This window comes from Neorhizobium sp. PAMB6630, from assembly GCF_058242775.1.
This window is the reverse complement of the sequence record NZ_JBZAYV010000002.1, coordinates 679,595-702,672: the sequence shown is the minus strand read 5'-3', so window position 1 is coordinate 702,672 and position 23,078 is coordinate 679,595. Positions and strand designations below refer to the sequence as shown.

Annotated in this window: 19 protein-coding genes; 6 read left to right on the top strand and 13 right to left on the bottom strand. The window is 61.7% G+C overall.

All coding sequences use genetic code 11. The features are described 5' to 3' along the window. The first annotated feature begins 84 nt into the window (after positions 1 to 84). A complete protein-coding gene (locus AC4CWF_RS21965) occupies positions 85 to 987 on the top strand; it encodes a proline iminopeptidase-family hydrolase (protein WP_491287623.1) in 903 nt (300 codons plus the stop codon). A 113-nt stretch (positions 988 to 1,100) separates the two neighbouring features. On the opposite strand, the gene AC4CWF_RS21960 is transcribed toward AC4CWF_RS21965, so the two are convergent. The 6 genes from AC4CWF_RS21960 to argH all read right to left on the bottom strand — a co-directional run bounded on the left by AC4CWF_RS21960 (position 1,101) and on the right by argH (position 7,500). Then, the gene (locus tag AC4CWF_RS21960) at positions 1,101 to 1,979 is read right to left on the bottom strand and encodes a polysaccharide deacetylase family protein (RefSeq protein ID WP_491287622.1); all 879 of its coding nucleotides are present in this window, start codon (positions 1,977 to 1,979) and stop codon (positions 1,101 to 1,103) included. Positions 1,980 to 1,990: 11 nt separating this feature from the next. Continuing rightward, a complete protein-coding gene (locus AC4CWF_RS21955; RefSeq protein ID WP_491287621.1) occupies positions 1,991 to 3,382 on the bottom strand; it encodes an MmgE/PrpD family protein in 1,392 nt (463 codons plus the stop codon). A 101-nt stretch (positions 3,383 to 3,483) separates the two neighbouring features. Next, positions 3,484 to 4,311: an ABC transporter substrate-binding protein gene (locus tag AC4CWF_RS21950; protein WP_491287620.1), complete on the bottom strand. Its 828-nt coding sequence runs from the start codon at positions 4,309 to 4,311 to the stop codon at positions 3,484 to 3,486. Positions 4,312 to 4,390: 79 nt separating this feature from the next. After that, complete coding sequence (locus AC4CWF_RS21945) at positions 4,391 to 5,161, bottom strand: amino acid ABC transporter ATP-binding protein (protein ID WP_491287618.1); 771 nt, start codon at positions 5,159 to 5,161, stop codon at positions 4,391 to 4,393. Positions 5,162 to 5,170: 9 nt separating this feature from the next. Next, a complete protein-coding gene (locus AC4CWF_RS21940; RefSeq protein ID WP_491287616.1) occupies positions 5,171 to 6,043 on the bottom strand; it encodes an amino acid ABC transporter permease in 873 nt (290 codons plus the stop codon). Continuing rightward, positions 6,040 to 7,500 carry an argininosuccinate lyase gene (argH, locus tag AC4CWF_RS21935; RefSeq protein WP_491287614.1) on the bottom strand — a complete coding sequence of 487 codons (1,461 nt, stop codon included), beginning with the start codon at positions 7,498 to 7,500 and terminating at the stop codon, positions 6,040 to 6,042. The genes AC4CWF_RS21940 and argH overlap by 4 nt, the downstream gene beginning before the upstream one ends. A gap of 150 nt (positions 7,501 to 7,650) precedes the next feature. Here argH and AC4CWF_RS21930 point away from each other — a divergent pair, with 150 nt between their 5' ends. Beyond that, the gene (locus tag AC4CWF_RS21930; RefSeq protein WP_491287612.1) at positions 7,651 to 8,550 is read left to right on the top strand and encodes a LysR family transcriptional regulator; all 900 of its coding nucleotides are present in this window, start codon (positions 7,651 to 7,653) and stop codon (positions 8,548 to 8,550) included. Between the two features lie 188 nt (positions 8,551 to 8,738). On the opposite strand, the gene AC4CWF_RS21925 is transcribed toward AC4CWF_RS21930, so the two are convergent. The 7 genes from AC4CWF_RS21925 to AC4CWF_RS21895 all read right to left on the bottom strand — a co-directional run bounded on the left by AC4CWF_RS21925 (position 8,739) and on the right by AC4CWF_RS21895 (position 18,366). Next, positions 8,739 to 10,043: an HlyD family type I secretion periplasmic adaptor subunit gene (locus tag AC4CWF_RS21925; protein ID WP_491287611.1), complete on the bottom strand. Its 1,305-nt coding sequence runs from the start codon at positions 10,041 to 10,043 to the stop codon at positions 8,739 to 8,741. After that, the gene (locus tag AC4CWF_RS21920; RefSeq protein WP_491287610.1) at positions 10,030 to 11,874 is read right to left on the bottom strand and encodes a type I secretion system permease/ATPase; all 1,845 of its coding nucleotides are present in this window, start codon (positions 11,872 to 11,874) and stop codon (positions 10,030 to 10,032) included. Before AC4CWF_RS21920 ends, AC4CWF_RS21925 begins: the two co-directional genes overlap by 14 nt. Positions 11,875 to 11,883: 9 nt before the next feature. After that, positions 11,884 to 12,639: a hemolysin gene (locus AC4CWF_RS21915; RefSeq protein ID WP_491287608.1), complete on the bottom strand. Its 756-nt coding sequence runs from the start codon at positions 12,637 to 12,639 to the stop codon at positions 11,884 to 11,886. A 69-nt stretch (positions 12,640 to 12,708) separates the two neighbouring features. Beyond that, positions 12,709 to 15,225: a TonB-dependent receptor gene (locus AC4CWF_RS21910; RefSeq protein WP_491287607.1), complete on the bottom strand. Its 2,517-nt coding sequence runs from the start codon at positions 15,223 to 15,225 to the stop codon at positions 12,709 to 12,711. 388 nt (positions 15,226 to 15,613) lie between these two features. Next, the gene (locus AC4CWF_RS21905; protein WP_491287605.1) at positions 15,614 to 16,630 is read right to left on the bottom strand and encodes a FecR family protein; all 1,017 of its coding nucleotides are present in this window, start codon (positions 16,628 to 16,630) and stop codon (positions 15,614 to 15,616) included. 113 nt (positions 16,631 to 16,743) lie between these two features. Further along, positions 16,744 to 17,244, bottom strand: a complete 501-nt coding sequence (locus AC4CWF_RS21900; RefSeq protein WP_491287603.1) for an RNA polymerase sigma factor — start codon at positions 17,242 to 17,244, stop codon at positions 16,744 to 16,746. Positions 17,245 to 17,622: 378 nt separating this feature from the next. Continuing rightward, entirely contained in the window at positions 17,623 to 18,366 is a 744-nt protein-coding gene (locus AC4CWF_RS21895; RefSeq protein WP_491287601.1) for a GntR family transcriptional regulator, read from the bottom strand. 122 nt (positions 18,367 to 18,488) lie between these two features. Between AC4CWF_RS21895 and AC4CWF_RS21890 the strand changes: the two genes are divergently transcribed. The 4 genes from AC4CWF_RS21890 to AC4CWF_RS21875 are packed head-to-tail and all read left to right on the top strand — an operon-like array spanning position 18,489 to position 22,943. Then, positions 18,489 to 19,541, top strand: coding sequence for an amidohydrolase family protein (locus tag AC4CWF_RS21890; protein WP_491287599.1), 1,053 nt, complete (start codon positions 18,489 to 18,491; stop codon positions 19,539 to 19,541). A 5-nt stretch (positions 19,542 to 19,546) separates the two neighbouring features. Then, complete coding sequence (locus AC4CWF_RS21885) at positions 19,547 to 20,440, top strand: VOC family protein (protein ID WP_491287751.1); 894 nt, start codon at positions 19,547 to 19,549, stop codon at positions 20,438 to 20,440. Positions 20,441 to 20,474: 34 nt separating this feature from the next. Then, positions 20,475 to 22,052 (top strand): bifunctional 3-(3-hydroxy-phenyl)propionate/3-hydroxycinnamic acid hydroxylase, encoded by a 1,578-nt coding sequence (locus AC4CWF_RS21880; RefSeq protein ID WP_491287598.1) that lies wholly within the window; start codon positions 20,475 to 20,477, stop codon positions 22,050 to 22,052. Between the two features lie 42 nt (positions 22,053 to 22,094). Beyond that, complete coding sequence (locus tag AC4CWF_RS21875; RefSeq protein WP_491287596.1) at positions 22,095 to 22,943, top strand: fumarylacetoacetate hydrolase family protein; 849 nt, start codon at positions 22,095 to 22,097, stop codon at positions 22,941 to 22,943. The last annotated feature ends 135 nt before the right edge of the window (positions 22,944 to 23,078 follow it).

Below are 23,078 nucleotides of genomic sequence, written 5' to 3'. Positions count from 1 at the left end.
CCCTATCAGTTGTGATAGCTGCCGCCGCGCCGGCTGCGGCCCTATTGTGCGCTCAGAAGGATTTCCCAATTCAAGGAGCGCACTGTGCAACCTGTCGAAACGCGCGAAGGTTTCCTGCCATTCCGTGACTACCAGACCTGGTATCGCATCACCGGCAATCTCGAAAGCGATCGCCTGCCGCTTGTCGTTGCCCATGGCGGGCCGGGCTGCACGCATGACTATGTGGACAGCTTCAAGGGTATTGCCGCGCTCGACGGGCGCGCCGTCATCCATTACGACCAGCTCGGCAACGGCAAGTCCACGCATCTGCCGGACAAGGGGCCGGATTTCTGGACGGTGCCGCTGTTCCTGGAGGAATTGGACAGTCTGCTTGCCCATCTCGGCATCGCCGATCGCTACGCCTTCCTCGGCCAGTCCTGGGGCGGCATGCTGGGCGCCGAACATGCGGTGCGGCAACCCGCCGGCCTGAAGGCGCTGGTCATTGCCAACTCCCCGGCCAATATGCACACTTGGGTGGCGGAGGCGAACCGCCTGCGCCGCGCGCTTCCCGCCGAGGTGCAGGAAACGCTGCTCGCCCATGAAACAGCCGGCACGCTGACACATCCCGATTATATCGCCGCCTCCCGTGTTTTCTACGACCGGCATGTTTGCCGCGTCACCCCCTGGCCGGAGGATGTGGCCCGCACCTTTGCGGCCATGGACGAGGACAATACCGTCTATCGCAACATGAACGGTCCGACGGAATTCCACGTCATCGGCACCATGAAGGACTGGACCATCGAAGACCGGCTCCACCGCATCGTGGCGCCGACGCTTCTGATTTCCGGCGCGCATGACGAGGCGACGCCGGAGGTGGTGCGCCCCTATCGCGAACGCGTTCCCGATATCCGCTGGGTGCTGTTTGACCAGTCGAGCCACATGCCGCATGTCGAGGAGCGCGAGCTTTGCCTGAAGACGGTCTCGGATTTTCTTTCGGCATATGACTGAGGCCGGCGACGCCGGCCTTCACGCCTGCCGCCGGGCAGGTTTTACGCGGGAAATGGTCCCCTCGGGTGCCGTTGCGGCATCCGGAAGGGGTCGGCTCGTCCTCCGCCAGTCGTTCAGATCGACAGGCCTGCCGTTTCCTGCACCTCGAAGTGGTCGGTGATTTCTCGTCCGGTGGCGATCCACACATCGCCCCGGGCAAGCACATGTTTCAGGAAGTCGCGCAGCAGATGCCAGCGCATCGGCCGGCCGGACACCTGCGGATGCAGCACAAGCGTCGTCACCCCACCCCAGGCATGGGTCGCCTCGAATTCGTCGATCCAGAGCGGCAGGATCATATCGCGCCCGAAGATCGCGCGCGGGCTGGTGCGACTTGTCATGCCAAAGTTCCAGTCGTCGAAGGCATAGTTGACCGGGATCTCGACCGGACCGGGCACGCCATCGCTTGGCCCATGCCGGTAGGGCAGGATGTCATCGCGGAAGGAGCTGGAATAGCGGATACCGGATTTTTTGAGATAGGCCAGAAGTTCCGGGAAATTCTCGCCCGATGGTGCGCGGTAACCGACCGGGCGCACGCCTAGCGCCGATTGCAGCGCCTCGAAACCCCGGTCGATTTCCTCCATGGCTTCATCCAGCTTTGTCCGGTCCGGCAGCTTGTGCAGGTAGCCGTGATGGCCGATCTCGTGGCCGGCTGCCACCATGGCCTCGCATTCGGCGCGGTGCGCCAGCGCCGTCCAGCCGGGCGTGAAAAAGGTCGCCTTCAGACCAAGCTCGTCCATCAGGCCAAGGATGCGGGCAATGCCGACGCGCGCGTCATAACCGCCATGCGAAGTGGTGACCATGCGGTCGACATTGGAGGGATTGTTGCCGATCCAGGCGGTTTCGGCGTCGACGTCGAAGCCGATGAACAGCGCGCTTTTCGCGCCGTTCGGCCAGACCATCTGCGGCGCCTTCGCGGCCGGATTGAGGGCGCGCGGTGTGAGATCAAACGTCATGACGGTGCCTTTCAGCGGTAAGTGGGAAGCGTATCGGCGTGGCCGGCCATCAGCGCCTCGATCTCGGTGCAGTCGCCGACCTCCTCAAGGTGGCCGAGCCTTTGCCAGAGCGTTTCCGCCTGGTCTTCGGCCATGCTCATGGCGGCAAGCTCGCGGAATTTTGCCGCAACGGCAAGCGGCGACATCGGCCGCTCGGCGGAGCCCGTGGCGCGCGGCACCATCCGCTCGACAACCAGGCCGTCGCTGAAGGTCAGGGTCACCATTGGCTCGGCCATGGCATCCATCGATGCATCAACGGCAATGTCGATCCGCTCCATCATCGTTTTGACAGCCGGATGGCTGCGCCGCTCCTCGGTATAGGCCTGAAGGCCGGCGGTGCCGAAGACACACCGGGCGGCAAGCGCAAATGGCAGGCTCATCTGGGTTGGCGCCATGGCGCCCGCTGCCTTTGCGCCGCACATGTCGGCGAGCATGCCGCTCATCCGAAGGCCGATGCGGGCGATGTCTTCAGGCGCGCGGCCGGTTTCGGCAAGCAGGTCCTCCAGCGCATCGACGGCGGAATGGGCACCGCGGCAGGAGGCATAGGGTTTCAGAACCGCCCGGTTGACCTTCCAGACCTCGCCCAGCCCTTCCGACAGAAGCTGAGGCTGGCATGCGGATTTGTTGAATGACGTAAAGAAGCCGCCCCAGACCTCGTCGAAAACGCGGGATGGGCCGGCATAACCTTGGGCCGCCAGACGTGCTGCCAGCAGGCCACCTTCCGCGGCGCGGCCGGCATGCAGCTTCTTTGCCTGCGAGCCATCATGGATGAAGGCCCAGAGGCCGGAGGAAAAACTTGTCGCCAGCGTCATGGCATCGCGGGTCGCTGCGGCATTAAGGCCGAGCAGGTTGGCAACGGCGGCGGCTGCGGCAAAGGTGCCGCAGGTGCCGGTCGAATGCCAGCCCAGACTGTTATGCGCATCATAACCGCCCGTTGCCTCAAGGATGCGGCGCCCGGCATCGTAACCTGCAACAACGGCGGCGATCATCCGCCTCCCGCTCACCGGTGCGCCGGTCTCCTGCAGTGCCGAAAACACGGCCGGCATGATCACCGCGCCCGAATGGTCGCAGCCGCCGGAATCGTCCAGTTCGAAGGCGTGGGCTGCAACGCCATTGATCAGCGCTGCATCGCGCGGCGAGCCGGAAAGACCGGCGCCCCAGAGCCGCGTGGCGCCCACGGGCTGCATCGCCTTAAGCGTCAAGCAAAATTCGACGGAACGGGCACCGGCGATGGCCGCACCCAACGTATCTGCGATGTGGATTTTCGCCTTTGCGACGGCGGCTTCGGGAATGGCGTCATAATCGAGCGCCGAGACGAAACGCGCAAGCCTGTCGATCGGCGCGTCGGCAAGAAGACGGTTCATGCTATGTCCTTGGGAAATCAGGCTGCCCGCAGCGCAACTGCGGGAGAAAGCCCGGGCGCAGGTCAGCTGCGCCCGGGATTGTCGTTGCGGGATTTCCCGGATTACTTCACGGCTTCGCCGTTGATGTAGATGCCGTCCAGCATCGTGCCTTCCAGACCGTGTTTTGCAAAAACCGCCTTGTATTCGCCGGAAGCCATGATGGCTTTCAGCGCCGCGGCATAGGCGTCGCGCAATTCCGGGTCCTTCTTGGAGAAGGCAATGCCCTGGTAGACGGCCGTGATCGGTTCGCCGACGATGGCATAGGTATCCTTCTCAAGCGTCATCAGGTAGGGCAGCGTTTCGGAACCCTGCACGGCGCCATCGAGGCGGCCCTGCTTCAGCTGGGCGCGCGCGTCGGCCGAACCTTCCGTGCCCACCACCTTGATGGCGGCAAGACCCTTGGCCTCGCAATTGGCCGCGCTCCACTTTGCCGTTTCATCCGGGAAGGACGTGCGGCGGCTCATGCCCACCGTCTTGCCGCAGAAATCGGCCGGGGTCTTGAACTCCTCCTTGCGGGCTGCGGAGGTGTAGAACTGCGCGCCGGATTTCATGTAATCGACGAAATCGAGGGTGTCGCGACGCTTGGGAAGATCGCTCATGCCGCTATGGATGAGGTCGACGCGGCCCGTCTGGAGAGAGGAGATCATCTGCTCGAAGCCGATATCCGCCCATTCGACGGTCGTGCCCAGCTGCTTGGCAAGCGTTACGCCAAGATCGATATCAACCCCCATCAGCGTGTTGGTGGCCGGGTCCTTGTATTCCATCGGTGGGTAGTTGGGCTGGTTGGCGACGATAACCTTGCCGGCGGACTTGATGCGGTCCGGCAGGCCTTCGGCCTGTACCGCCGTGGCGGCAACAATTGCGGCGAGCGTGATAAGAGCTGTTTTCATGCAAGTTCCCCTTGTTGGAATCTGGTTGGATTGGCGGATTGGGTGTGACGTAAGGCGGTTTCGGCCGTTCCGTTCGACATCAGACGTGAACGGCTTTGATGAACTCTGCCGTGCGTGGGCTTTTGGGTATGCCGAGAACCTCAGATGCCGGGCCGACCTCGACCATTTTGCCCGCTTCCATGAAGGCGACGGTGTTGGCGACGCTGCGGGCAAAACCCAGTTCGTGGGTCACCACGATCATGGTCATGCCGCTGGCGGCCAGATCCTTCATCACCTCCAGGACCTCTGAAACGAGTTCCGGATCAAGCGCCGAAGTCGGTTCATCAAACAGGATCAGATCGGGGCGCATGCACATGGCGCGCGCGATGGCGACGCGTTGCTGCTGGCCGCCGGACAGTTGCGAGGGATAATGCCCGCCCTTGTCGCCGAGACCGACGCGCACCAGCAGATCCTGCGCCCGCTTGCGCACATCGCTTGCCGGTTCGCGCAGAACCTGGATCGGCCCTTCCATGATGTTTTCCAGCGCGGTCTTGTGCGGAAACAGGTTGAACCGCTGGAAAACCATGCCGATGCGGCGGCGCTGCCGCGACATTTCCGCATCGCCGATTTCATGCAGGTTATTGCCTTCGCGGCGATAACCCACCAGTTCGTCGTTCACCCAGATCGCGCCGGAATTCATCTTTTCCAGCTGGTTGATGCAGCGCAGAAAAGTGCTTTTTCCGGATCCGGACGGGCCGATGATGCAGCAGACTTCCCCCTTGGCGATGTCGAGGCTGACCTTGTCGAGTGCCTTGAACGTGCCGAAGAGCTTGGTAACGTCCACGGCCTTTACAACGATTTCCTTGCTCATCTCATCCCCTCACATCGATGCGCTGACGGCTTTGCTGCCGCGGCCGAAATACTGCTCGATATAATGCTGGACGACCGAGAGGACGGAGACGACCGCGAGATACCAGAAGCTGGCGACCAGCAGCAGTTCCAGCACCCGGGTGTTGGCAAAGTAGATGATCTGCGCATTGTGCAGGATTTCCGAATACTGGATGACGCTGGCAAGCGAGGTGAGCTTGACCATGCCGATCACCTCGTTGCCAATCGGCGGAACCATGACGCGCATGGCCTGTGGCAGCACGATGCGGCGCAGCATCAACATCTGCGTCATCCCGATGGAGCGGGCCGCCTCATACTGCCCGCTATCCACCGACAGAAGACCGCTGCGCACGACTTCGGACGTATAGGCGCCCTGGGAAATGCCAAGGCCGAGCATGGCCGCGACAAACGGCGTCATGATGTCGACGGTGCGGAACTCGAACAGGCCCGGAATGCCCATGGTTGGGAAAATCAGCGCCAGGTTGAACCAGATCATCAATTGCAGGAGTGCCGGCGCGCCGCGGAAGATCCAGACATAACCGACGGCGATGGAGGACAGCACCGGATTGCCCGATACGCGCATCAGCGCGATGACCACACCCAGCACGATGCCGAGCGACATGGCCGCCACTGTCATCACCAGCGTGCTCTGCAACCCCTGCAGGATCGCCGGTGCAAAGAGGAAGTCGCGGACGTAAGACCACTCGATCTGGCCGACGCTGAAGGCGCGCACAAGGGCGGCGAGAGCGGCCAGAACCAGGGCCGCGGCCACCATGCGCCCGATATGGCGTTTGGGAACGAGCGTCAGATGGGCGATTTCGTATGTCTGATCGCTGGAGGCGGGCTGAGGCGCGGATGTGGTCATCGGACGCCTCGCGCGGTCTCGGACGCGGACACTCTGCCGGGCAGGTTTAGCGTGCTTCCCGCAAAGGCTTTTTTGGCTTCCAGCGCGCCGGTGAAACGCTCGATCTGTTCGCGCACTCTTGCCGGCGAGGTCGAGCCAAAGCCGGTGCGGCTGGCAAGCGCGCCTTCCAGCGTGATTGCGTCGAGAACGCCGCGCGTCAGGCGTGCATCGATGCGGGGCAGGTCTTCCTCGACAAGGCCTGCCAGATCATGGCCGCGCTCTTCGCAATAGCGCACCACGGCGCCGGTGATCTCGTGGGCCTGCGCAAACGGCACATTCTGCGAAACCAGCCAGTCCGCCACTTCGGTTGCAAGCGTAAAGCCCTTCGGCGCTTCCTCGCGCAGCTTGGCCACATCAAATTCCAGGGTCTCGACCATGCCGGCAAAGGCCGGAAGGATGAGTTCGAGAATGTCGATGCTTTCAAACAGCGCCCGCTTGTCTTCGGCAAGGTCGCGGTTATAGGCGAGCGGCATCGCCTTCATTGTTGCAAGGAAACCGGCGATGTTGCCGATGAGCGTGCCGGTCATGCCACGGGTCAGCTCGGCAATGTCAGGGTTTTTCTTCTGCGGCATGATGGAGGAGCCGGTCGAATAGGAATCATGCAACCGCACCCAGCTGAACTGCTTGGAACTCCAGGTGCAGATCTCTTCTGCAAGGCGTGACAGGCTGATCGTCACAAGCGAGCAGATGAACAGGAATTCGGCGACATGATCGCGCGCCGACACCGCATCGATGGAGTTTTCGCAGGCTGCGCTATAGCCGAGTTCCAGGGCCGACAGGTCCGGACGGCAGGCGATGCCGGAACCGGCAAGGGCTGCCGCACCCAAAGGCGAACGGTCGAAACGACGGTCGAAATCCTCAAAACGCTCCAGGTCGCGCAGCAGGCTTTGCGCATGGGCCATGAGGTGATGTCCAAGGACGATCGGTTGTGCTGGCTGCAGATGCGTGAAACCCGGCATCACCGTTTCGCAATGCCGTGAGGCCTGCGAGACGAGCGCCAGTTCGATCTCGACAATGCCGCGCGACAGTTCCCGCGCCATGCGGCGCAGATAAAGGCGGGTGTTGTTGGAGGTCTGGTCGTTGCGCGAGCGCCCGGCACGCAGCTTGCCACCCAGCACACCGAGCCGCTGCATCAGCAGGCGTTCAAGAAAGGTGTGAATATCCTCGTCGGCGGCGATGGGCTTTTCGCGTCCGGTCTCCACATCAACCTCGATGTGGTCGAGCGTTTCCCGGATCGTCGTAAATTCGGCCTCGTCGAGGACGCCTGCGCGCTTCAGTTCGGAGGCATGAGCCCGCGAACCGGCGAGATCTTCCCGGTAAAGCCGGAAGAAAGAGGGGTGTGCGCGCGAAAGATTGGCAAGTGCCTCCGAGGGGCCGGACTTGAAGCGTCCACCCCAGAGCTGGGTCGGCTCCGACATGATTATTCCCTTTTGTTTAATATTGAGGCAACGCTCCCATGCGCCACTAAACTGGGCAAGCGAAGTTAATTCATTGGGGTATGCCGAAAACGACTAGCGAGCAGCGCCATGGACGGTTAGTCTGAAAACGACTGAACGGGCGAAGTGAGAATGTCTGGCCGCAAGCAATTTCCATCCATGACGGCGCTGCAGGTTCTGCTGGCTGTGGGCGAACGCGGGTCGACGAGTGCTGCGGCAGAGCCGCTTGCGCTATCGCAGAGTGCTGTGAGCAAACAGTTGATCGGGTTGGAAGACCTGATCGGCGGCCCGGCTTTCCAGCGCACGCCGAACGGCATGGTTCCAACCGAACTGGGCGCGATCTACATCGAACATGCCCGCACGGCGATCAAGGCCATGGAAGATGCAGCCCTGAAGGTCGCCCGCCTCAAGCCGGGCCCGCGTGTCCTTCGTCTTCAGGTGCCGCCGATTTTCGGCGATCGCTGGCTTTTGCCGCGCTTCGTTCAGTTCACCGAGGCTCATCCTGAAATCGAGGTGCAGTTCACGACTTTCGTGTCGAAGACACAGACCGAAATCCCCGATGGAAATGTGCGTTTTCTGGTGGCCCCGGCCCCGGACGAGGAAGGCACCTATCTTTTCGGCAATGACATTCGGCTGGTCAGCGCGGCCTCCTACTGGGAAAAACTGGGAAATCCCGCGACGGTGGAAGCTGCAGCGCGGGGTGTGATGCTGGAGCATCCGCAGACGCCGTTCCATTGGCCGTTCCTCGTGCAGGCGAATGGACTGCACGGGCTGGACGTGCGCCACACCATGCGTTTCGGCTATTACACGATGGTGATCCGCGCGGCCCTTGCAGGGCAGGGCATGGCGTTGATCCCGCAAGGTCTGATCGTCGATGAGCTTGCTGCCGGCCGCCTCGTCAATCCTGGAGGCTTGGGTTACCGCAGTGACCATGGCTACTGGTTCACCAAGCCGGCCAACATTTTGCCAAGTGAATCGATGCGGCTTTTCGAACAATGGCTGCATTCGGAAGCCAGCATGGTGAAGGATTAACTGGGACCATCCCGGCATCCGGAGAGGAGGCTCGTCAGGATGTCGCCACCCAGCCGGGAGACGATCTCGGCAGGTTTTTGCGACCCACTTCTGTCTTCAGGCGCCTTGTGCGCCCGCCTCCTTTTGCTCTGCCGTTCGGTCAGCGGCATGTCGATCCTGTCTTGAACACCCCAATGTTTCACGAGCACTCATTCCTCGCGAAATGCACGGTTGATCTGGTCCGAGAGCGGCTTGACGAGATAGGAGAGTGCCGTGCGCTCCCCGGTCCTGATCATGGCTTCGGCCGGCATGCCCGGCACCAGCGTCAGGTCCTTCAGTTTCGCCAGTTCCTCTTCGGGGACCGACAGGCGGACGAGATAATAGGAGGCGCCGGTCCGCTCGTCGCTCGTCAGGTCGGCTGCGATGCGGCTGACATGGCCGTTCAGTTCCGGCGTGGTGCGCTGGTTGAAGGCCGAAAGACGCAGCACTGCCTGCTGGCCGGGCTGGATCTGGTCGATGTCGCGTGGCGCGATCTGGACCTCAAGCGCCAGGTCGTCACCTTCAGGTACGATCAGCATGATGGCATCGGCGGGATTGACGACGCCTCCGACCGTATGCACGGCGAGTTGGTGTACCACGCCCGTTTGCGGCGCAATGATGTCGACGCGCTTCAGTTCGTCTTCGGCCGCCACCTTCCGCTCGACATATTCGCCAAACTGAGCCTGCACCTCGCGAAGCTCGCGTCCGACCTCGGTTTTGAGGTCCTGGTCGATGGACAGGATCTGGAGCCGCGTTTCGGTGATCTTTCCGCGCGCCTGCGCCTGATAGGCAATCTTCTCGCCGCGCTCGCCGCCATAGGTGGCCGCCTGGGTCTTCAGACTGTTGAGACGCTGGACGGAAACGATCCCCTGCTCGTGCAGGCCCTGTTGCGACACGATCTCCTCTTCCAGAACCTTTAAGCCATTGGCATAGGCGGTCTCCTGCGCCTTCAGCCCTTCGATCTCGTATTCGTATTGGGCAATGCGTTCGGCAAGCTGGGCTTTTTTGCCCTCGCGGGACTGCTTGCGGAACTCGAAAAGCCGCGTTTCGCTGTGGATGGCGGACGTCACATCGGGACTGTCACGCCGGGCCAGCAGCCAATCAGGATAAGTGATCCCGTCGAGATCGTCACGCTCGGCCTCCAGCCGTGCAAGGCGTGCGGCAAGCTCGTCCAGCCGCTTGGTGACAATGGCAAGGCTTGAGCGTGTCTGAGTGGCATCGAGGCGCATCACGACCTCGCCGGCATTCACCCTGTCGCCTTCGCGCACCCGGATTTCGCCCACCACGCCGCCGGTCGGGTGCTGGAGCTTCTTGACATAGCTGTCCACCACCAAATGCCCGGACGCGACAACCGCGCCGGCAAGGTTGGTTGCCGCCGCCCAGCCGCCGACGCCTGCGACCAGCGCAACGCTGGCGAAAAGCCCGATCGCCAGGTGGCGGCGGATGGAGCGCGACACAGTTTCAATGCTTCCCATCCGGCTCCTCCGTCGCATGGCTCACTTCGAGATCGTCTGCCCGTCGCGCGGGTTCGGCGACGACGCGCAGCGGTGTCAATCCGTGCCCCGTGACAGCAAAACCCTTGCGGCCGGTCGGCGATAAGGCCGGCGCTGCCTTCAGCACTTTGGTCAGCACCTCGTCGCGGGGTCCAAATGCCTTCTGCCGCCCGTTTTCCATCACGAGCACGAGATCCACGACCCCGATGGCACTTGGCCGATGGGCCACCACGATGGCGATGCCCCGGCGCGAGCGGACGGACGCAATGGCGCTTACCACGGCAGCCTCGCCTTCGGCGTCGAGATTGGCGTTCGGCTCGTCCAGCACGACCAGGAACGGATCGCGATAGAGCGCACGGGCAAGCCCAATGCGCTGGCGCTGGCCCGCCGACAGCGCGGAGCCCGCCTCTCCGATCGGCGTGTCGTAGCCCTTTTCGAAGCGCAGGATCAGCTCGTGGGCACCGGCGGTTCTTGCAGCTGCCACGATCGCCTGCGGATCGGGATCGTCATCGAAGCGCGAAATATTCTCGGCAATGGTTCCATCGAACAGTTCGACCCCCTGGGGCAGATAACCGATGTGCTGGCCAAGCGCTTGTCGGTCCCACTGCTCGAAGCTTGCCCCGTCGAGCCGCACCTTGCCGGCAATTGGCGACCACGCGCCGACGAGAACGCGAGACAATGTCGATTTCCCGGATCCGGAGGCGCCGATGATGCCAAGCGCGCTGCCGGCCGGCACGGCAAAGTCCAGTCCCATCACGGTCGGCTTGCGCTCTCCCGGCGGCGCGATTGCGATGGATTGAGCGCGCAGTTCGTGTTCCGGTTTTGGCAGCGCCGTGACAGGTGTTTCCGGCGGCAGTTTTCCAAGCAGGTCGGTCAGCCGCTCCCAGCTCTGGCGCGCCATCAGGTAGGGTTTCCAGCTGGCAATGGCCAGATCGACGGGAGCGAGTGCCCGGCCCATCATGATCGAACTGGCGATCATCACGCCGCCCGACACTTCCTGTTCGATGACCAGCCAGGCACCGACACCGAGAATGGCCGATTGCAGCATCACACGCAGCGCCTTCGAAATCCCGCCAAGGCCGCCGGCGACATCGCCGGCCTTGCGGTTGGCGGCAAGATAATCGGCATTGGCCTTGCTCCAGCGCGCTCCGATGCGGCGGCCGAGCCCCATGGCCTGCACCACTTCCGCATTCCGGCGACCGGCTTCCATCAGGCCATTGCGCACCATGTTTGAGGCAATGGTGTCGCGGATCGGCTTTTGCGACAACACATTGGTGAGCGCCGTCAGCGACACCAGAACGATGGCGCCGACAAGCGCTGTCATGCCGATCCACACATGGAACAGAAAGCAGAGGCCGAGATAGAGCGGCATCCAGGGCAGGTCGAACAGGGCAGTCGGCCCCTGACCGGACAGGAAGCCGCGCACATTGTCGAGATCGCGCAGCGGCTGCAGGCCGTCACCTGGCATGCGTGTCAGAAGCGGAAGGCGCACCACGGCGTCATGAACCCGTCCCGACATCTGCAGGTCGAACCGTTCGCCGATCCGCAGCAGCACGCGCGAACGGATGATGTCCAGAAGGGCCTGGAAAGCATAAAGCCCCGCCGCAAGCACAGCGAGACCGAGCAGCGTCGGAACGCTGCCGCTGGAAAGCACGCGGTCATAGACCTGCAACATGAACAGAGGACTGGTCAGCGCCAGCACGTTGACCACGCCGCTGATCAGGGCAATGCCGAGAATGGTTCGCCGAAGGGGCAAGACAACCGCCGCAGCACGAAGCTGCGACGGCGTCCGAACCGTTGAGGGGTTCGTCATGTTTATATCTCAGGCCAGCAACTGGCCATTGGCCTGCAGATCAACGATGTCCGAGCCGACATAGCCGGTGAGGGTCAGAACGTTCGTGCCGACGGTGATGGTGAGGACGCTGCTGCTATCCCCCCAATTGCTGTAACTGTAGACGAGGTCATCCACATCGCTGATGGCTGTGACTGCGGTAAAGTCGAGAACATCGGTATTTCCGGCGCTCGTGCCGAAGTCGGTTACAACGTCGGTCGCCCAATTGTCCGTGAAGACGAACGTGTCATTGCCCGCATAACCGGTGAACTGGTCGTTGCCGGCAAAGCTGTACTGCTTGTCATTGCCGCTCGTGCCATATTGTTCGGTGCCGACACCGCCGAGATAGCTGTAGAGGCTCGCAGCAGATGCCGTGCCCGCAGTGCCCATCAGCTGATAGATGGCGTAGTTGAAGGTGGTATTCGGCGTCGCCCCGCCGAGATCGATGAGGAGTTCGACGGTATCAATGCTGTACGGGGTGCTGCCGCCACCCGACAGGCCTTCGCCGAAGGTCAGCGTATCGACGGTGCCGGAGAAGCCACCATTCGCGGGATAGTTGAACGATCCGTCCAGCAGGACGGATTCGACCGGCCGGCTTCCGCCTTCATCGCCACCCGTCCATTGCGAATAAGGGGTCGAAGCCGGATAAAAATCACCGTGACCGGATAGCGGATCGAGTGCCGTCCAGGCCGTCAGGTATGCCTTGATGTCTTCAGCACCGGCATACTGGTAGATCTTTGCAACCATTTCGTTTCTCCTTGTGTTGTCGTCCATCGCCATGATGGACACCCTCCCTCCGACAAGCGGATGGAATTGCTAGAACCTGATGTTCAATGAAAGCGTTGCAGTGCGGCCAGGCGCCGGGTAGCTCGCAGCCCCCAAGGCCGGCAGGTAGGCGACATCCGCGACATTGTTCACGGCAAAGCGCAGCTTCGTGTTTTCGTTGAAGGCGTAGGAACCGTATATGTCCACGGTCGTGTAGCTGTCGGTCGCATAGGCGCTCAGCAGGCTTTGCATGGTGCCGACCTCCTGCTCTTGCGCATCGACATGTGTGACCTTGGCGCCAAGCGTCAGCTTTTCTTCCAGGAACCGAACCCCGGCATCCGCGGTGAAGCGGAATTTGGGGACGCCGAAGATGACATACTGCCCTGTGTTGTATGTGGTGCCATTAAAGGTGTAGCTGGAGGCATAGTCCGCGTTCGTATAGGTGAACGAACCGCCGAGATAATAACCGCCGGCGTCGTAATTGCCCTCCAGTTCGACGCCGCGCATCCGGGTTGTCCCGTCGAGATTGACGTAGGAGGCGTATTGCGTTGCCCCAAGGTTAATGGTGCCGAGGGCGATGTAATCATCGACCTCGCGATAAAAGGCGACGGCTTTGGCGCGGAAGCTGTCACCGGTCTGAAAGACGCCATCCTGCGAAAAATTGACGCCAAGCTCAAAGGTATCGGCGGTTTCGGCACCAAGGCCCGGATTGGGTGCATTGGCCGGACCGTATGACCCTACATGTGAACCGCCGAGGAGCGCTTCCATGATCGTCGGCGGCCGGAAACCCTGGGCATATTTACCGAAAATCTGGACGCCATCCCAAGGCTTGACCGCCACCATTGCGGTGGGAAGCAGGGCACTGTCGGAGATATCGACGTCAACGTCCTGCGTCGGGTAACGGATGACATCTTCAGTGGTAACAACATCTCTCGAAGGACGGCAAAGAGTATCGCCGACGATGGTATTTCCGATCCTTGTCTGAGCATTGACGTAGGTCGTCCACTGCGCTGCTCCGGCGGTGCGAAAGGCAAGAACTGACGCTGGAATGGCCGTGCAGGTTCCGGGCACCGTGGTCGTTGTCGATACGGTTTCCGTATAAGGCTGCAGAAAAACGGTCGATGCCCCCGTCAGGCGATAGTAGTCGTATCGCAATCCGCCGGAGAGGGTCAGCCAGTTGTCATGCTCCAGCGTGGCGTTGGCAAAACCGCTGATCATGTCCCGCCGCCCGGAGGGGTTTGAGCCGCTGTACCACAGGGCCTGGTTCGGATCGGCTTCGATGGCTGCCCCGGTCACGGTGGTCTTGCCGAGATCGCGGAAGGCCTCCATGCCATAGTTCAGAGACAGGTCCCCGAAGGGGAGTGCAAACCGGCTGGTGTTCTCGATGCTGCCGCCGAACGTCTTCATGCCGTAGTTGACATTGGCGTCGTCCACGCCGTCTGTTCTCTTTGGCCTGAATTCCTCGTCCTCGACACGGTTCAGCCAGAGCCTCGCCTTCAGGTCGATGAGCTCGCTGTCCGGATCCCAGCCGAATGCCGCGACGAACGTGTTGTTGGTGACATCCTGGGTGTCTTCGCGTCGACCACCTGACGTGGTTGCGTCGGCTGTTCCCTGGCTGAAATTGGAGCGGTAGTGCAGCCAGCTGAGGTCGAGTGTCGTATCGTCCGTCGGCTGCATCTGCGCCTTCAGGAGACCCGATGTCGTTTCCGATCCGGTAAAGATCGGCTTGTCCATCCCCAGGTCTTCCCAGTCCCCGCCGACGGAACCGTTCTTGCCGATGTCATATTCGCCCAGTCTCTTGCGGCTGATGCCGCCGACCACGGCAAAACCGTCGGACAGGCGCACGGCGGCCGATCCGGAGCCGGAGAAATGATATTTGTTGGTGCCGCTCGTCAGATCGGTTTCGACACCCCATTGCTTGCCATCGCGGATCAGGTCATCCGCCTCAAGCGTCCTGAAGTTGACGGAACCGGCCAGCGCGCCCGCACCGCCCGCACCCGAGGTGCTGTTTTTTTCAACCTCGATCGATCGGATCAGGGCCGGATCGACATAGGTAAGACCTGAGGAACCATGGCCGGCGCGTTGAAAATTCTGACGCGCGCCGTCGATCATCGTGACGACGCGGTTCTGGTCCTGAAGACCGCGAATATTGACGTTCAGCCCCTGGTTCTGACCGCTATCGCCAGACACCAGAACGCCTGCGGTGTTTGCCAGCAGGTCGCGGGCATTGCGTGCCGACGCGTTCTGGATCGCCTGGCGCGACACGACGCTGACGCTGGCCGGTTCCTGATAGACCCAATCCGGCGTGCCCTGGTAGCCTGTTCCGGCAGCGGCATTCCGTCCCGCCTTGCCGGTAACGAGGACTGTATCGAGGGTTATCGATCCGTCATCGGCCATTGTGCCTGCAGCTGGCTGCGGTGCGCCGATGAAAGCTGCCGTGCCACTTGCGGAGAGGCGGTAGCTGATACCGGTCCCCTCCAGCATCCGGGCCAGAGCTTCCGCTGGCGAAAAACTGCCGATGACGGCTTTCGTCTGAAGGCTGCCCGAGGAGGTGGACGACAGCGTCACCTGCAATCCTGATTGGCGACCGAATGCGCTGATGGCGCCAGCCAGCGATTGAACAGTAATGTTGAAAGACCGTTTTTCCTGCGACTTCGGCTGCGAGTCGGTCGTTGCCGATGCTGTCTGTGCCGAAACCGGGACGTTACCAAACAAAACAGCCAGAGTTGATGTGGCCAGCAATGCCGTCCGGCAGGTCCAGCCCCTGCGCCATCCTTGCTGATGTCTCCTGCGAACACGACACGGCATCATTCTCTCGTCTCTCCTGGTTTCGGTGGTGGAATACTTGATATTTCCACTCAACAAAGAGACGATTGTCGTTCGATTTTTTTTCAGCTTTTTCGCGATTTCTTCTACTGAATTGAAATCACGAAGGAATTTCCTTCAAAAGGTACTGTCAGAAGCGGGTAATGATCCGGACCAGATCAGAGACCGTGCGAACCTTTCCGCCATAGGGTTCCACCAATGCCTCGAGCGCCCGGTCCGGCGCGCGCAGGTCGTAAAAGCCAGTGACGGTTTGGCGGGCAAGGGCCGGGTCGGGAATGGTGATCCAGGCCGGATGATAGCGCTGGATCTGCTCGATCACCGAACCGATCGTCTTGTTGACAACGTAAAGTCGGCCATTACGCCAGCTGCCGATGTCATCGGGTGCGATGCTCTCCTTGTGCATCGTCCTTGCGCTGACATCGACCACCAGCAGTTCTCCCGGCACAAGCGTTTCGGAGGCGGCCGGGGGCAGGGCATCAAGAGACGCCCGGACACTGCCGTGTTCCAGGGCGACCGCTGTCAGATTCTGGTTGATCTCGACGTCGAAAGCGGTGCCGAGAACCTCGACCGTCACACCATTTGCATCGACGGTAAACGGCCGCGCCCGGTCCGGCACAACCTCAAAGAATGCCTGTCCCTGCAGAAGGGTAACCTGGCGCCGGTTCTGGGAAAAATCGGTTGCGATCGCGCTTGACGCCGCAAGCCGCACCGTACTGCCGTCCAAAAGGGTCACCAGGCGACTTTCGGCGGTCGCGGTCCTGTAGTCGGCGCGCAGATGGAGAAGCATTGTCGGCAGGAAAGCCACGAACAGACAGAAGGCTGCGCCCGCCATCGCCGCCAGCCCGCCGCGCGAGCGCCAGGCGGAGCGCTGCCGCACCTTTGGCTTCACAGAAGCCGCCGGCCTGCCTGCGCGCGGAGCATGCTCCCAATGATCGCGATATTGCGGTTGCGTTTCGCCGAAAGCCTGCCAGGCGCGCTGCGTGCGCTGCCAGGCCAGACGGTTGGTTGCCGAACCGGCCAGCCAGGCCTCGAAACCTGCCCGCACCCGTTCATCCTGCGGCGTTTCCTGCAGTTGCAGCAGCCACTCCGCCGCTTCCGCCAAGACCTGCGAAGGAACCTCGATCTTTCCGTCAGAATCAACAGTCATGAGGCTCAAGCCTGTTCCAGTACGTCATGCTGCATCGCCCCGGCATTTGTTCTCCTTTAAATGACGATCGACGCAAAGATTTTTTTCATCGGCTGTGGGCATTCCCGGGTCGCTCATTTCATTGTGTTGGCCAATTCCGCAACCGCGGCCTTGATCAACCTGTGTACACTTGGAACCGAGATATCGAGATGGCTTGCAATTTCCTCCATCCGGTAGCCGCCGAAACGGTGCATTTCCAAGGCAATGCGCGTACGGGCCGGCATCTGCGACAACACCGCCTCCACGCCACGGATCTGCTCGCACAACAGTGCATGGTCTTCCGGACTTCCATGGTCCTGCGGCAGGCCCCAGAAGGGCGTGTCATCGGGCGTCTCGCGCAGATCATATCGGCGCCTTTTGCGCACATCGAGCGCCAGGTTGCGCACGATACGCAGCAGATAGGGCTTCAGTTTATCGGGATTGTTCGCATCTTCAGGAACGAATTTGAGAAAAGCCTCCTGCACGACATCCTCGGCATCCGCGCGGGACCCGAGGATCGGCGTCGCGTAGTTGATCAGATCGATGCGGTGCGCGAGATAAGCCTGATATCGCCTATCATCTTCCTTCATGCCCATATCGTGACCGAACGCTTAAATGCTGGAAACTACACGTAACTTCTGGTGCGGCAAGCGCCTGCAACCAGCGGAAGCCAAATGATACATGATGAAAGAAGTCAAGTATTATTTGAGGGGACAATGCATCAGACAGCGCAGAGATAGGATGACATGTTCGACCTTACGCCTGTTTGTGCTTCGGTTCTTTGATTGGCTAATCCGCCTGCGCAAGAGATGTCTTTGGTGGGAAACTGCGGCGCCTTGCGTCCAAGCTTTGCCGCAACGTCAGAAAAGGCCAGAAAGGATCCGACTTCAGTTCAGACACCGTTAGGTGTTGAACTGTCAAAAATACTCAAGAACCTGTTCGCATGCGAGCGCCTTTTCGGCCCGTTCGGGCTTTTAAGAAGTTGGCGGAACCAGAGATGCGGCTGGCTGCTCCATGTTGCCGGCTTGCGACGAGACCAGATCCTCGTGGATGAAGTCTGCCGTCTGACCGTAATGGCATTGCAGCAGGCGCACCGCTTCTTCGGTGTCGTGATCGAGCACCGCCTTCAAGATGTCGGCGTGTTCCTGGCTGACTTTTCTGACCCGGAACGCCTTGCGGCTGGAGAGCGCCCGGTAGCGGTTCAGCCTGTCTGCCAGCTGTTCGCAAAAGCCGATCAGCGGACGTGATCCGCAGCCGTCGATCAGCTTTGCGTGAAAAGCCCGGTGCAGGCGCTCCCATTCCGGATTGCTGTCGAAACGATCGGGATTGAGCGAGCGCGGCGCACGCTCCAACCGGTGATGCGCCACAAGCAGGGCCTCTTCCCAGGCGGCATTCGCATTGGCCATCGATTCCCTGAGGGCCAGCCCCTCGACCCAGCAGCGCGTCTTCGTCAGTTCCCCGAGTTCCTCCAGGCTGATCGGTTTGACAAAGAAACCGCGCTGCTCCTTGCCGATCACCAGGTCTTCGGTCGTCAACCGGTTCAGCGCCTCGCGCAGCGGCGTCTGGCCCGCATCGTAATGTTCCATCAGGAAGCGCAGTTGCAGCTTGCGGCCCGGCTCGAGCGCCGCCGACAGGATATCGGATTTCAGACGCTCATAGATGCTGGTTGCCCGCGTGGCGGGACTGTCGGCCCCTTTGGTCGGCACGTCGATGTTCATGTGGCTCCACCGTTTTCCTCCGAGATTTATATACACCCGCAGGATGAAAAGCAAAATTTATAAATTATGTCTTTACGAAAGAAAGTTTGTACATTACCAAATGGCCATCGGAGGAGATGGGCATGGGTGAGGGCTTGAACAGGGCGGGGCGCTTCAGAAGTGGTTGCGGCTGCGTCGGCATTGACGTTCATTGCCATGTGGTGCCGTCGCGCTTTCCGCCGGCGCCGGGCGGAAAGCCGCTGGCCGGCTGGCCCGCGATAACCGCGGTTCAGGATTGCCACGCAACCGTGGTGATCGATGACAAGCCCTACCGCACGGTCAGCGATGCCTGCTGGGTGGCCGAGCGGCGGATCGAGGAGATGGATCGCGCCGGCCTTGCCATTCAGGCGCTGTCTCCCATGCCGGAGCTTTTCGGCTACTGGATCGAAGCGCATGCGGCAGCCGATCTTGCCCGTCACGTCAACGACGTCATCGGCGAAATGGTGCAGGAAGGGCAGGGGCGTTTCGTTGGCCTCGGTGGCCTGCCCATGCAGGATATCGATCTCGCCATTGTGGAACTCCAGCGGCTCATGGCCTTGCCCGGGTTTCGGGGCGTCGAGATCGGCAGCAATATCAATGGCACCACTATTGGCGATCCGCACTTCCATCCTTTCTTTGCGGAAGCCGAACGGCTGGGTGCTGCAATCTTTGTGCATGCGGTGCGCCCCACTGGCATGGATCGGCTGGTCGGCCCTGCTCCCCTGCAGCAGATCCTCGCCTATCCGACCGATGTGGGGCTGGCAGCCGCCTCCGTCATCACCGGCGGGCTTTTGCAGAAATTCCCCAGACTGCGCATTGCCTTCAGTCACGGTGGCGGAACATTTGCAGCCCTGCTGCCACGTCTCGAACAGGGCTACCATGCCTTCCCGGCCGTGCGCGACAGCCTGGCGGAGACGCCGGTGGCTGAGGCGCGCAAGCTCTACGTGGACGCTCTTGTTTTCGACGAGGACATGCTGAAGCGCATCGTCTCCGTCTTCGGCGAGGACCGGGTGATGCTCGGCACGGACTACCCTTTCAATTTCCGGGAGAAGGCGCCGATCGCCCGGATCGAACAGGCTTTTGATGGCGCTGCCCAGCGCGAACGGCTGACGTTCCGCAACGCGCTGGCCTTCCTTGCACTGGAGGAGGAGATTTGATGGACATGAACGATTTTCCGGTGACTGCCCTGCGCAGCGTCGAACTGGGAACGCCGGATCTGGCGGCATCGGTGGATTTTTACACCCGCGTCTGGGGGTTGGAAAAGGTCGCTGAAGCCGGAGACAAGGTGTTCCTGGCCGCGACCGGTGATGATTGCCATGTGCTGGAACTGAAGCAGAGCGATCGCTCGGAACTGCGCAAGATCACCTTCCGCGCCCGCTCGGCGGACGATCTTGCCGCTCTTTATGAAAAGACCGTGGCCTTTGGCTGCACGGTGCTGCGCGAGCCTGGTGCGGCCGATCCGCTGACCGGCGGACGTCGGTTCGTCATCCGCGAGCCACAGGGCTCGGTTCTGGAATTCGTGCATGGCGACCGCCGCCGGCACGCCAATATGGTGCCGAACCGGGTGCTGCGTCTGGCGCATGTCAACATCAACAGCGCCGATATCGACGCGCTCTCCGCCTTCTACCGAACGGTGCTCGGCTTTCGCCTGACGGACAGGTCGAAGATGATGGCCTTCCTTGGCTGCAACAGCGATCACCATGCCGTCGTGCTGGCCGATACCGCCGCACACGGCCTAAACCACATCGCCTTCCTGATGCCGGACCTGGAATCGGTGATGCGCGGCTCCGGCCTCGTTGTCGACCAAGGTTTCCCGATCGGCTGGGGTGTCGGCCGCCACGGCCCCGGCGACAACGTGTTTGCCTATTTCGTCGATCCGATGGGGGTCGTCATCGAATACACGGCCGAAGTTCTGCAGGTGGATGAGACCTACCGCGTGAAGGGGCCGGACGAATGGGTGTGGCCGCCCGGCCGGACAGACCATTGGGGCATTGCGCCGCCCAAAAGCGAGGCCTGCAAGAAGGCGCAGATTTCCATCGGGTTTTCCGGCGCCTGAGGCCGCCGTCTTTCACATCGCAGAGGCTTGATCCGTGACGAACGAGACTTCCATTCTAGACCGTTATGATGTGCTGGTGGTCGGCTTCGGCCCCGCCGGTGCCGTTGCAGCCGGCATGCTGGGCGCGCGCGGCCACTCCACCCTGGTCGTGGATCGGCTGACCGACATCTATGACAAACCGCGCGCCATCGCGATCGACCACGAGATCCTGCGCCACTTCGACAATATGGGCATTGCCGATGAGGTGATGCCCTATATCGCGCCCTTCACCGCCTCGCAGCATTTTGGCGCCAAGGGCCAGCTTATCCGCCGCATCGACATGGTGCCGGAGCCTTATCCGCTCGGCTACACGCCAAGCATGGTTTTCACCCAGCCGCCGGTTGAGGCGGTGCTGCGCGCCCATGCCGAGAGTTTCGATTGCGTCACCGTTTCACTCGGCGTCGAGATGATCGACCTCGATATCCGCAAGGACGAGGTCGTTGCGACGCTGAAGGAGGCCTCGGGCGAGACCCGCAAGGTTGCCGCCCGCTACCTGATCGGCTGTGACGGGGCATCGAGCCGCGTGCGCGACCTTGCCGGCATCACGCTGGAGGATCTGGTGTTCGATGAGCCGTGGCTGGTGATCGACGTGCTGGTCCGTGACGAGGGATTGGCGAAGCTTCCCCAGACCTCTGCGCAGTTCTGCAATCCCGCCCGTCCTGCGAGCTTCATCATGGGGCCGAAAAACCATCGCCGCTGGGAAATCATGCTTCTGCCGGGTGAAGATCCGCGGGAAATGGCCCTGCCGGAAAATGTCTGGCGGCTTCTGTCGCCATGGCTGGCACCTGACGATGGCGAACTGTGGCGCGCCGCCGCCTATCGCTTCCACGCCCTGGTGGCGGATGACTGGACCAAGGGCCGGGTGGTGATTGCCGGCGACGCCGCCCACCAGCAGCCGCCTTTTATCGGTCAGGGCATGTGCCAGGGATTGCGCGATGTGTCGAACCTGATCTGGCGGCTTGACCGGATCCTCAAGGGCCAGTCGCATGAAAGCCTGCTGGCAACCTACACGCAGGAGCGCAAGCGCCATGTCGAGACGCTGACGGGCCGGATCAAGGCCATCGGTCAGGCCATCTGCGAGCGTGACGCTGACGCAGCTGAAGCCCGCGATGCCCGCATTCTTGCCGATGGCGGCGGGCAGCCGCTGGTCATCACCCGCCAGGATATCGTGCCGCCAATCGAAGTGGGGCTGATTGCCGCGCAAGGTACGCCGGCGCGCGGCCTGCTCTTCCCGCAGCCGGCCATTGTGGAGAGTGGCGAAAGCCGGCTGCTTGATCACTATACCGGCCCGACCTGGCGGCTGGTGCTGGACGGTCGCCGGATCACACTGGCGCAAGGCAAGGCACTGGCGGCCACCATCGAGGGGCTGACGGTTCTTGCCGTCGCACCCGAGGGCGCGGATGTCGCCGATGATGCGGCGCTGCGCGAAAAACATGGCGTGCTCGCCGGCTGGTTTGAGCGGCATGGCGCCATCGCCGCGCTCGTGCGCCCGGATCATTACGTCTTTGGTGCCGCTGCCGACCTCGATGCTCTTCGCCAACAGATTGAGAATCTTAGCGCGCGTCTCGTCTGAGACGCACCGGATCCGCTCATCCCATTTGAAGGAGTAACCCTCATGAGACTGTCCACCGTAAAGATTGCCGGCCGCACCACCTGGGGCGTGATCGACGGCGAAACCTTTCGTGATGCCGGCGCTGTTCTGGCCGGCCAGTATGCTGACCTGAAGGCCGCCGTCACGGAAGGCCTTGCCGGTGTTGCAGGAGCTGCGATTGCCGCTGACGCATTTCCGCTCTCCGAGATCGAGTGGCTGCCGGTCATTCCGAACCCGGATAAAATCCTCTGCGTCGGCCTGAACTACGAGATGCACCGCAAGGAAACCGGCCGGGCAGAGGTGGAAAACCCCACCATTTTCGCACGTTATTCCAACAGCCAGACGGGTCACCTGAAGCCGATCATCCGGCCGAAGGTTTCCACCGACCTGGACTATGAAGGCGAGCTGGCGGTGATCATCGGCAAGCCCGGTCGCTATATTTCCCGCGCCAACGCTCTCGAGCATGTTGCCGGTTTTGCCTGCTACAATGACGGCAGCATCCGCGATTTCCAGCGCCATACGCATCAGTTTACGCCGGGCAAGAATTTTCCCGATACGGGTGCCTTCGGCCCTTGGATGATGACGCCGGACGAGCTTGGCCCGCTCGATGATCTGCGCATCCAGACCCGCCTCAACGGCGAGGTGGTGCAGGACGCGACCTTTGGCCAGATGATTTTCGATATCGCCCGCCAGATCGAATACTGCTCGAGCTTCACGCGGCTGGAAGCCGGCGACGTGATCGCCTCCGGCACGCCGGGCGGTGTCGGCGCCAAGCGCACGCCGCCGCTCTGGATGAAGCCGGGCGATATCGTCGAAGTCGAGATCGACCGGCTCGGCATCTTGCGCAATCCGATCGTCGACGAGCAGGGGTGAGGCCTGCGCGCAGACGACACTTGATTTCAACGGGAGGAAAACATGCTGAAATTATCAAGACGAGTGACTTTGGCGGGCTTGGGAGCCTTGCTCGCGTTTGGACCGGCAGCGGCGGCAGACTGGCCGAAAAAACCA

Excerpts from the sequence above, each read along its gene's own strand:
- AC4CWF_RS21890 (WP_491287599.1), top strand. The coding sequence starts at position 18,489 with ATGGGTGAGGGCTTGAACAGGGCGGGGCGCTTCAGAAGTGGTTGCGGC.
- AC4CWF_RS21900 (WP_491287603.1), bottom strand. The coding sequence starts at position 17,244 with ATGGGCATGAAGGAAGATGATAGGCGATATCAGGCTTATCTCGCGCAC.
- AC4CWF_RS21895 (WP_491287601.1), bottom strand. The coding sequence starts at position 18,366 with ATGAACATCGACGTGCCGACCAAAGGGGCCGACAGTCCCGCCACGCGG.
- AC4CWF_RS21915 (WP_491287608.1), bottom strand. The coding sequence starts at position 12,639 with ATGGTTGCAAAGATCTACCAGTATGCCGGTGCTGAAGACATCAAGGCA.
- AC4CWF_RS21875 (WP_491287596.1), top strand. The coding sequence starts at position 22,095 with ATGAGACTGTCCACCGTAAAGATTGCCGGCCGCACCACCTGGGGCGTG.
- AC4CWF_RS21940 (WP_491287616.1), bottom strand. The coding sequence starts at position 6,043 with ATGACCACATCCGCGCCTCAGCCCGCCTCCAGCGATCAGACATACGAA.
- AC4CWF_RS21925 (WP_491287611.1), bottom strand. The coding sequence starts at position 10,043 with ATGGGAAGCATTGAAACTGTGTCGCGCTCCATCCGCCGCCACCTGGCG.
- AC4CWF_RS21905 (WP_491287605.1), bottom strand. The coding sequence starts at position 16,630 with ATGACTGTTGATTCTGACGGAAAGATCGAGGTTCCTTCGCAGGTCTTG.
- AC4CWF_RS21885 (WP_491287751.1), top strand. The coding sequence starts at position 19,547 with ATGAACGATTTTCCGGTGACTGCCCTGCGCAGCGTCGAACTGGGAACG.
- AC4CWF_RS21945 (WP_491287618.1), bottom strand. The coding sequence starts at position 5,161 with ATGAGCAAGGAAATCGTTGTAAAGGCCGTGGACGTTACCAAGCTCTTC.
- AC4CWF_RS21950 (WP_491287620.1), bottom strand. The coding sequence starts at position 4,311 with ATGAAAACAGCTCTTATCACGCTCGCCGCAATTGTTGCCGCCACGGCG.
- argH (WP_491287614.1), bottom strand. The coding sequence starts at position 7,500 with ATGTCGGAGCCGACCCAGCTCTGGGGTGGACGCTTCAAGTCCGGCCCC.
- AC4CWF_RS21930 (WP_491287612.1), top strand. The coding sequence starts at position 7,651 with ATGTCTGGCCGCAAGCAATTTCCATCCATGACGGCGCTGCAGGTTCTG.
- AC4CWF_RS21955 (WP_491287621.1), bottom strand. The coding sequence starts at position 3,382 with ATGAACCGTCTTCTTGCCGACGCGCCGATCGACAGGCTTGCGCGTTTC.
- AC4CWF_RS21920 (WP_491287610.1), bottom strand. The coding sequence starts at position 11,874 with ATGACGAACCCCTCAACGGTTCGGACGCCGTCGCAGCTTCGTGCTGCG.
- AC4CWF_RS21960 (WP_491287622.1), bottom strand. The coding sequence starts at position 1,979 with ATGACGTTTGATCTCACACCGCGCGCCCTCAATCCGGCCGCGAAGGCG.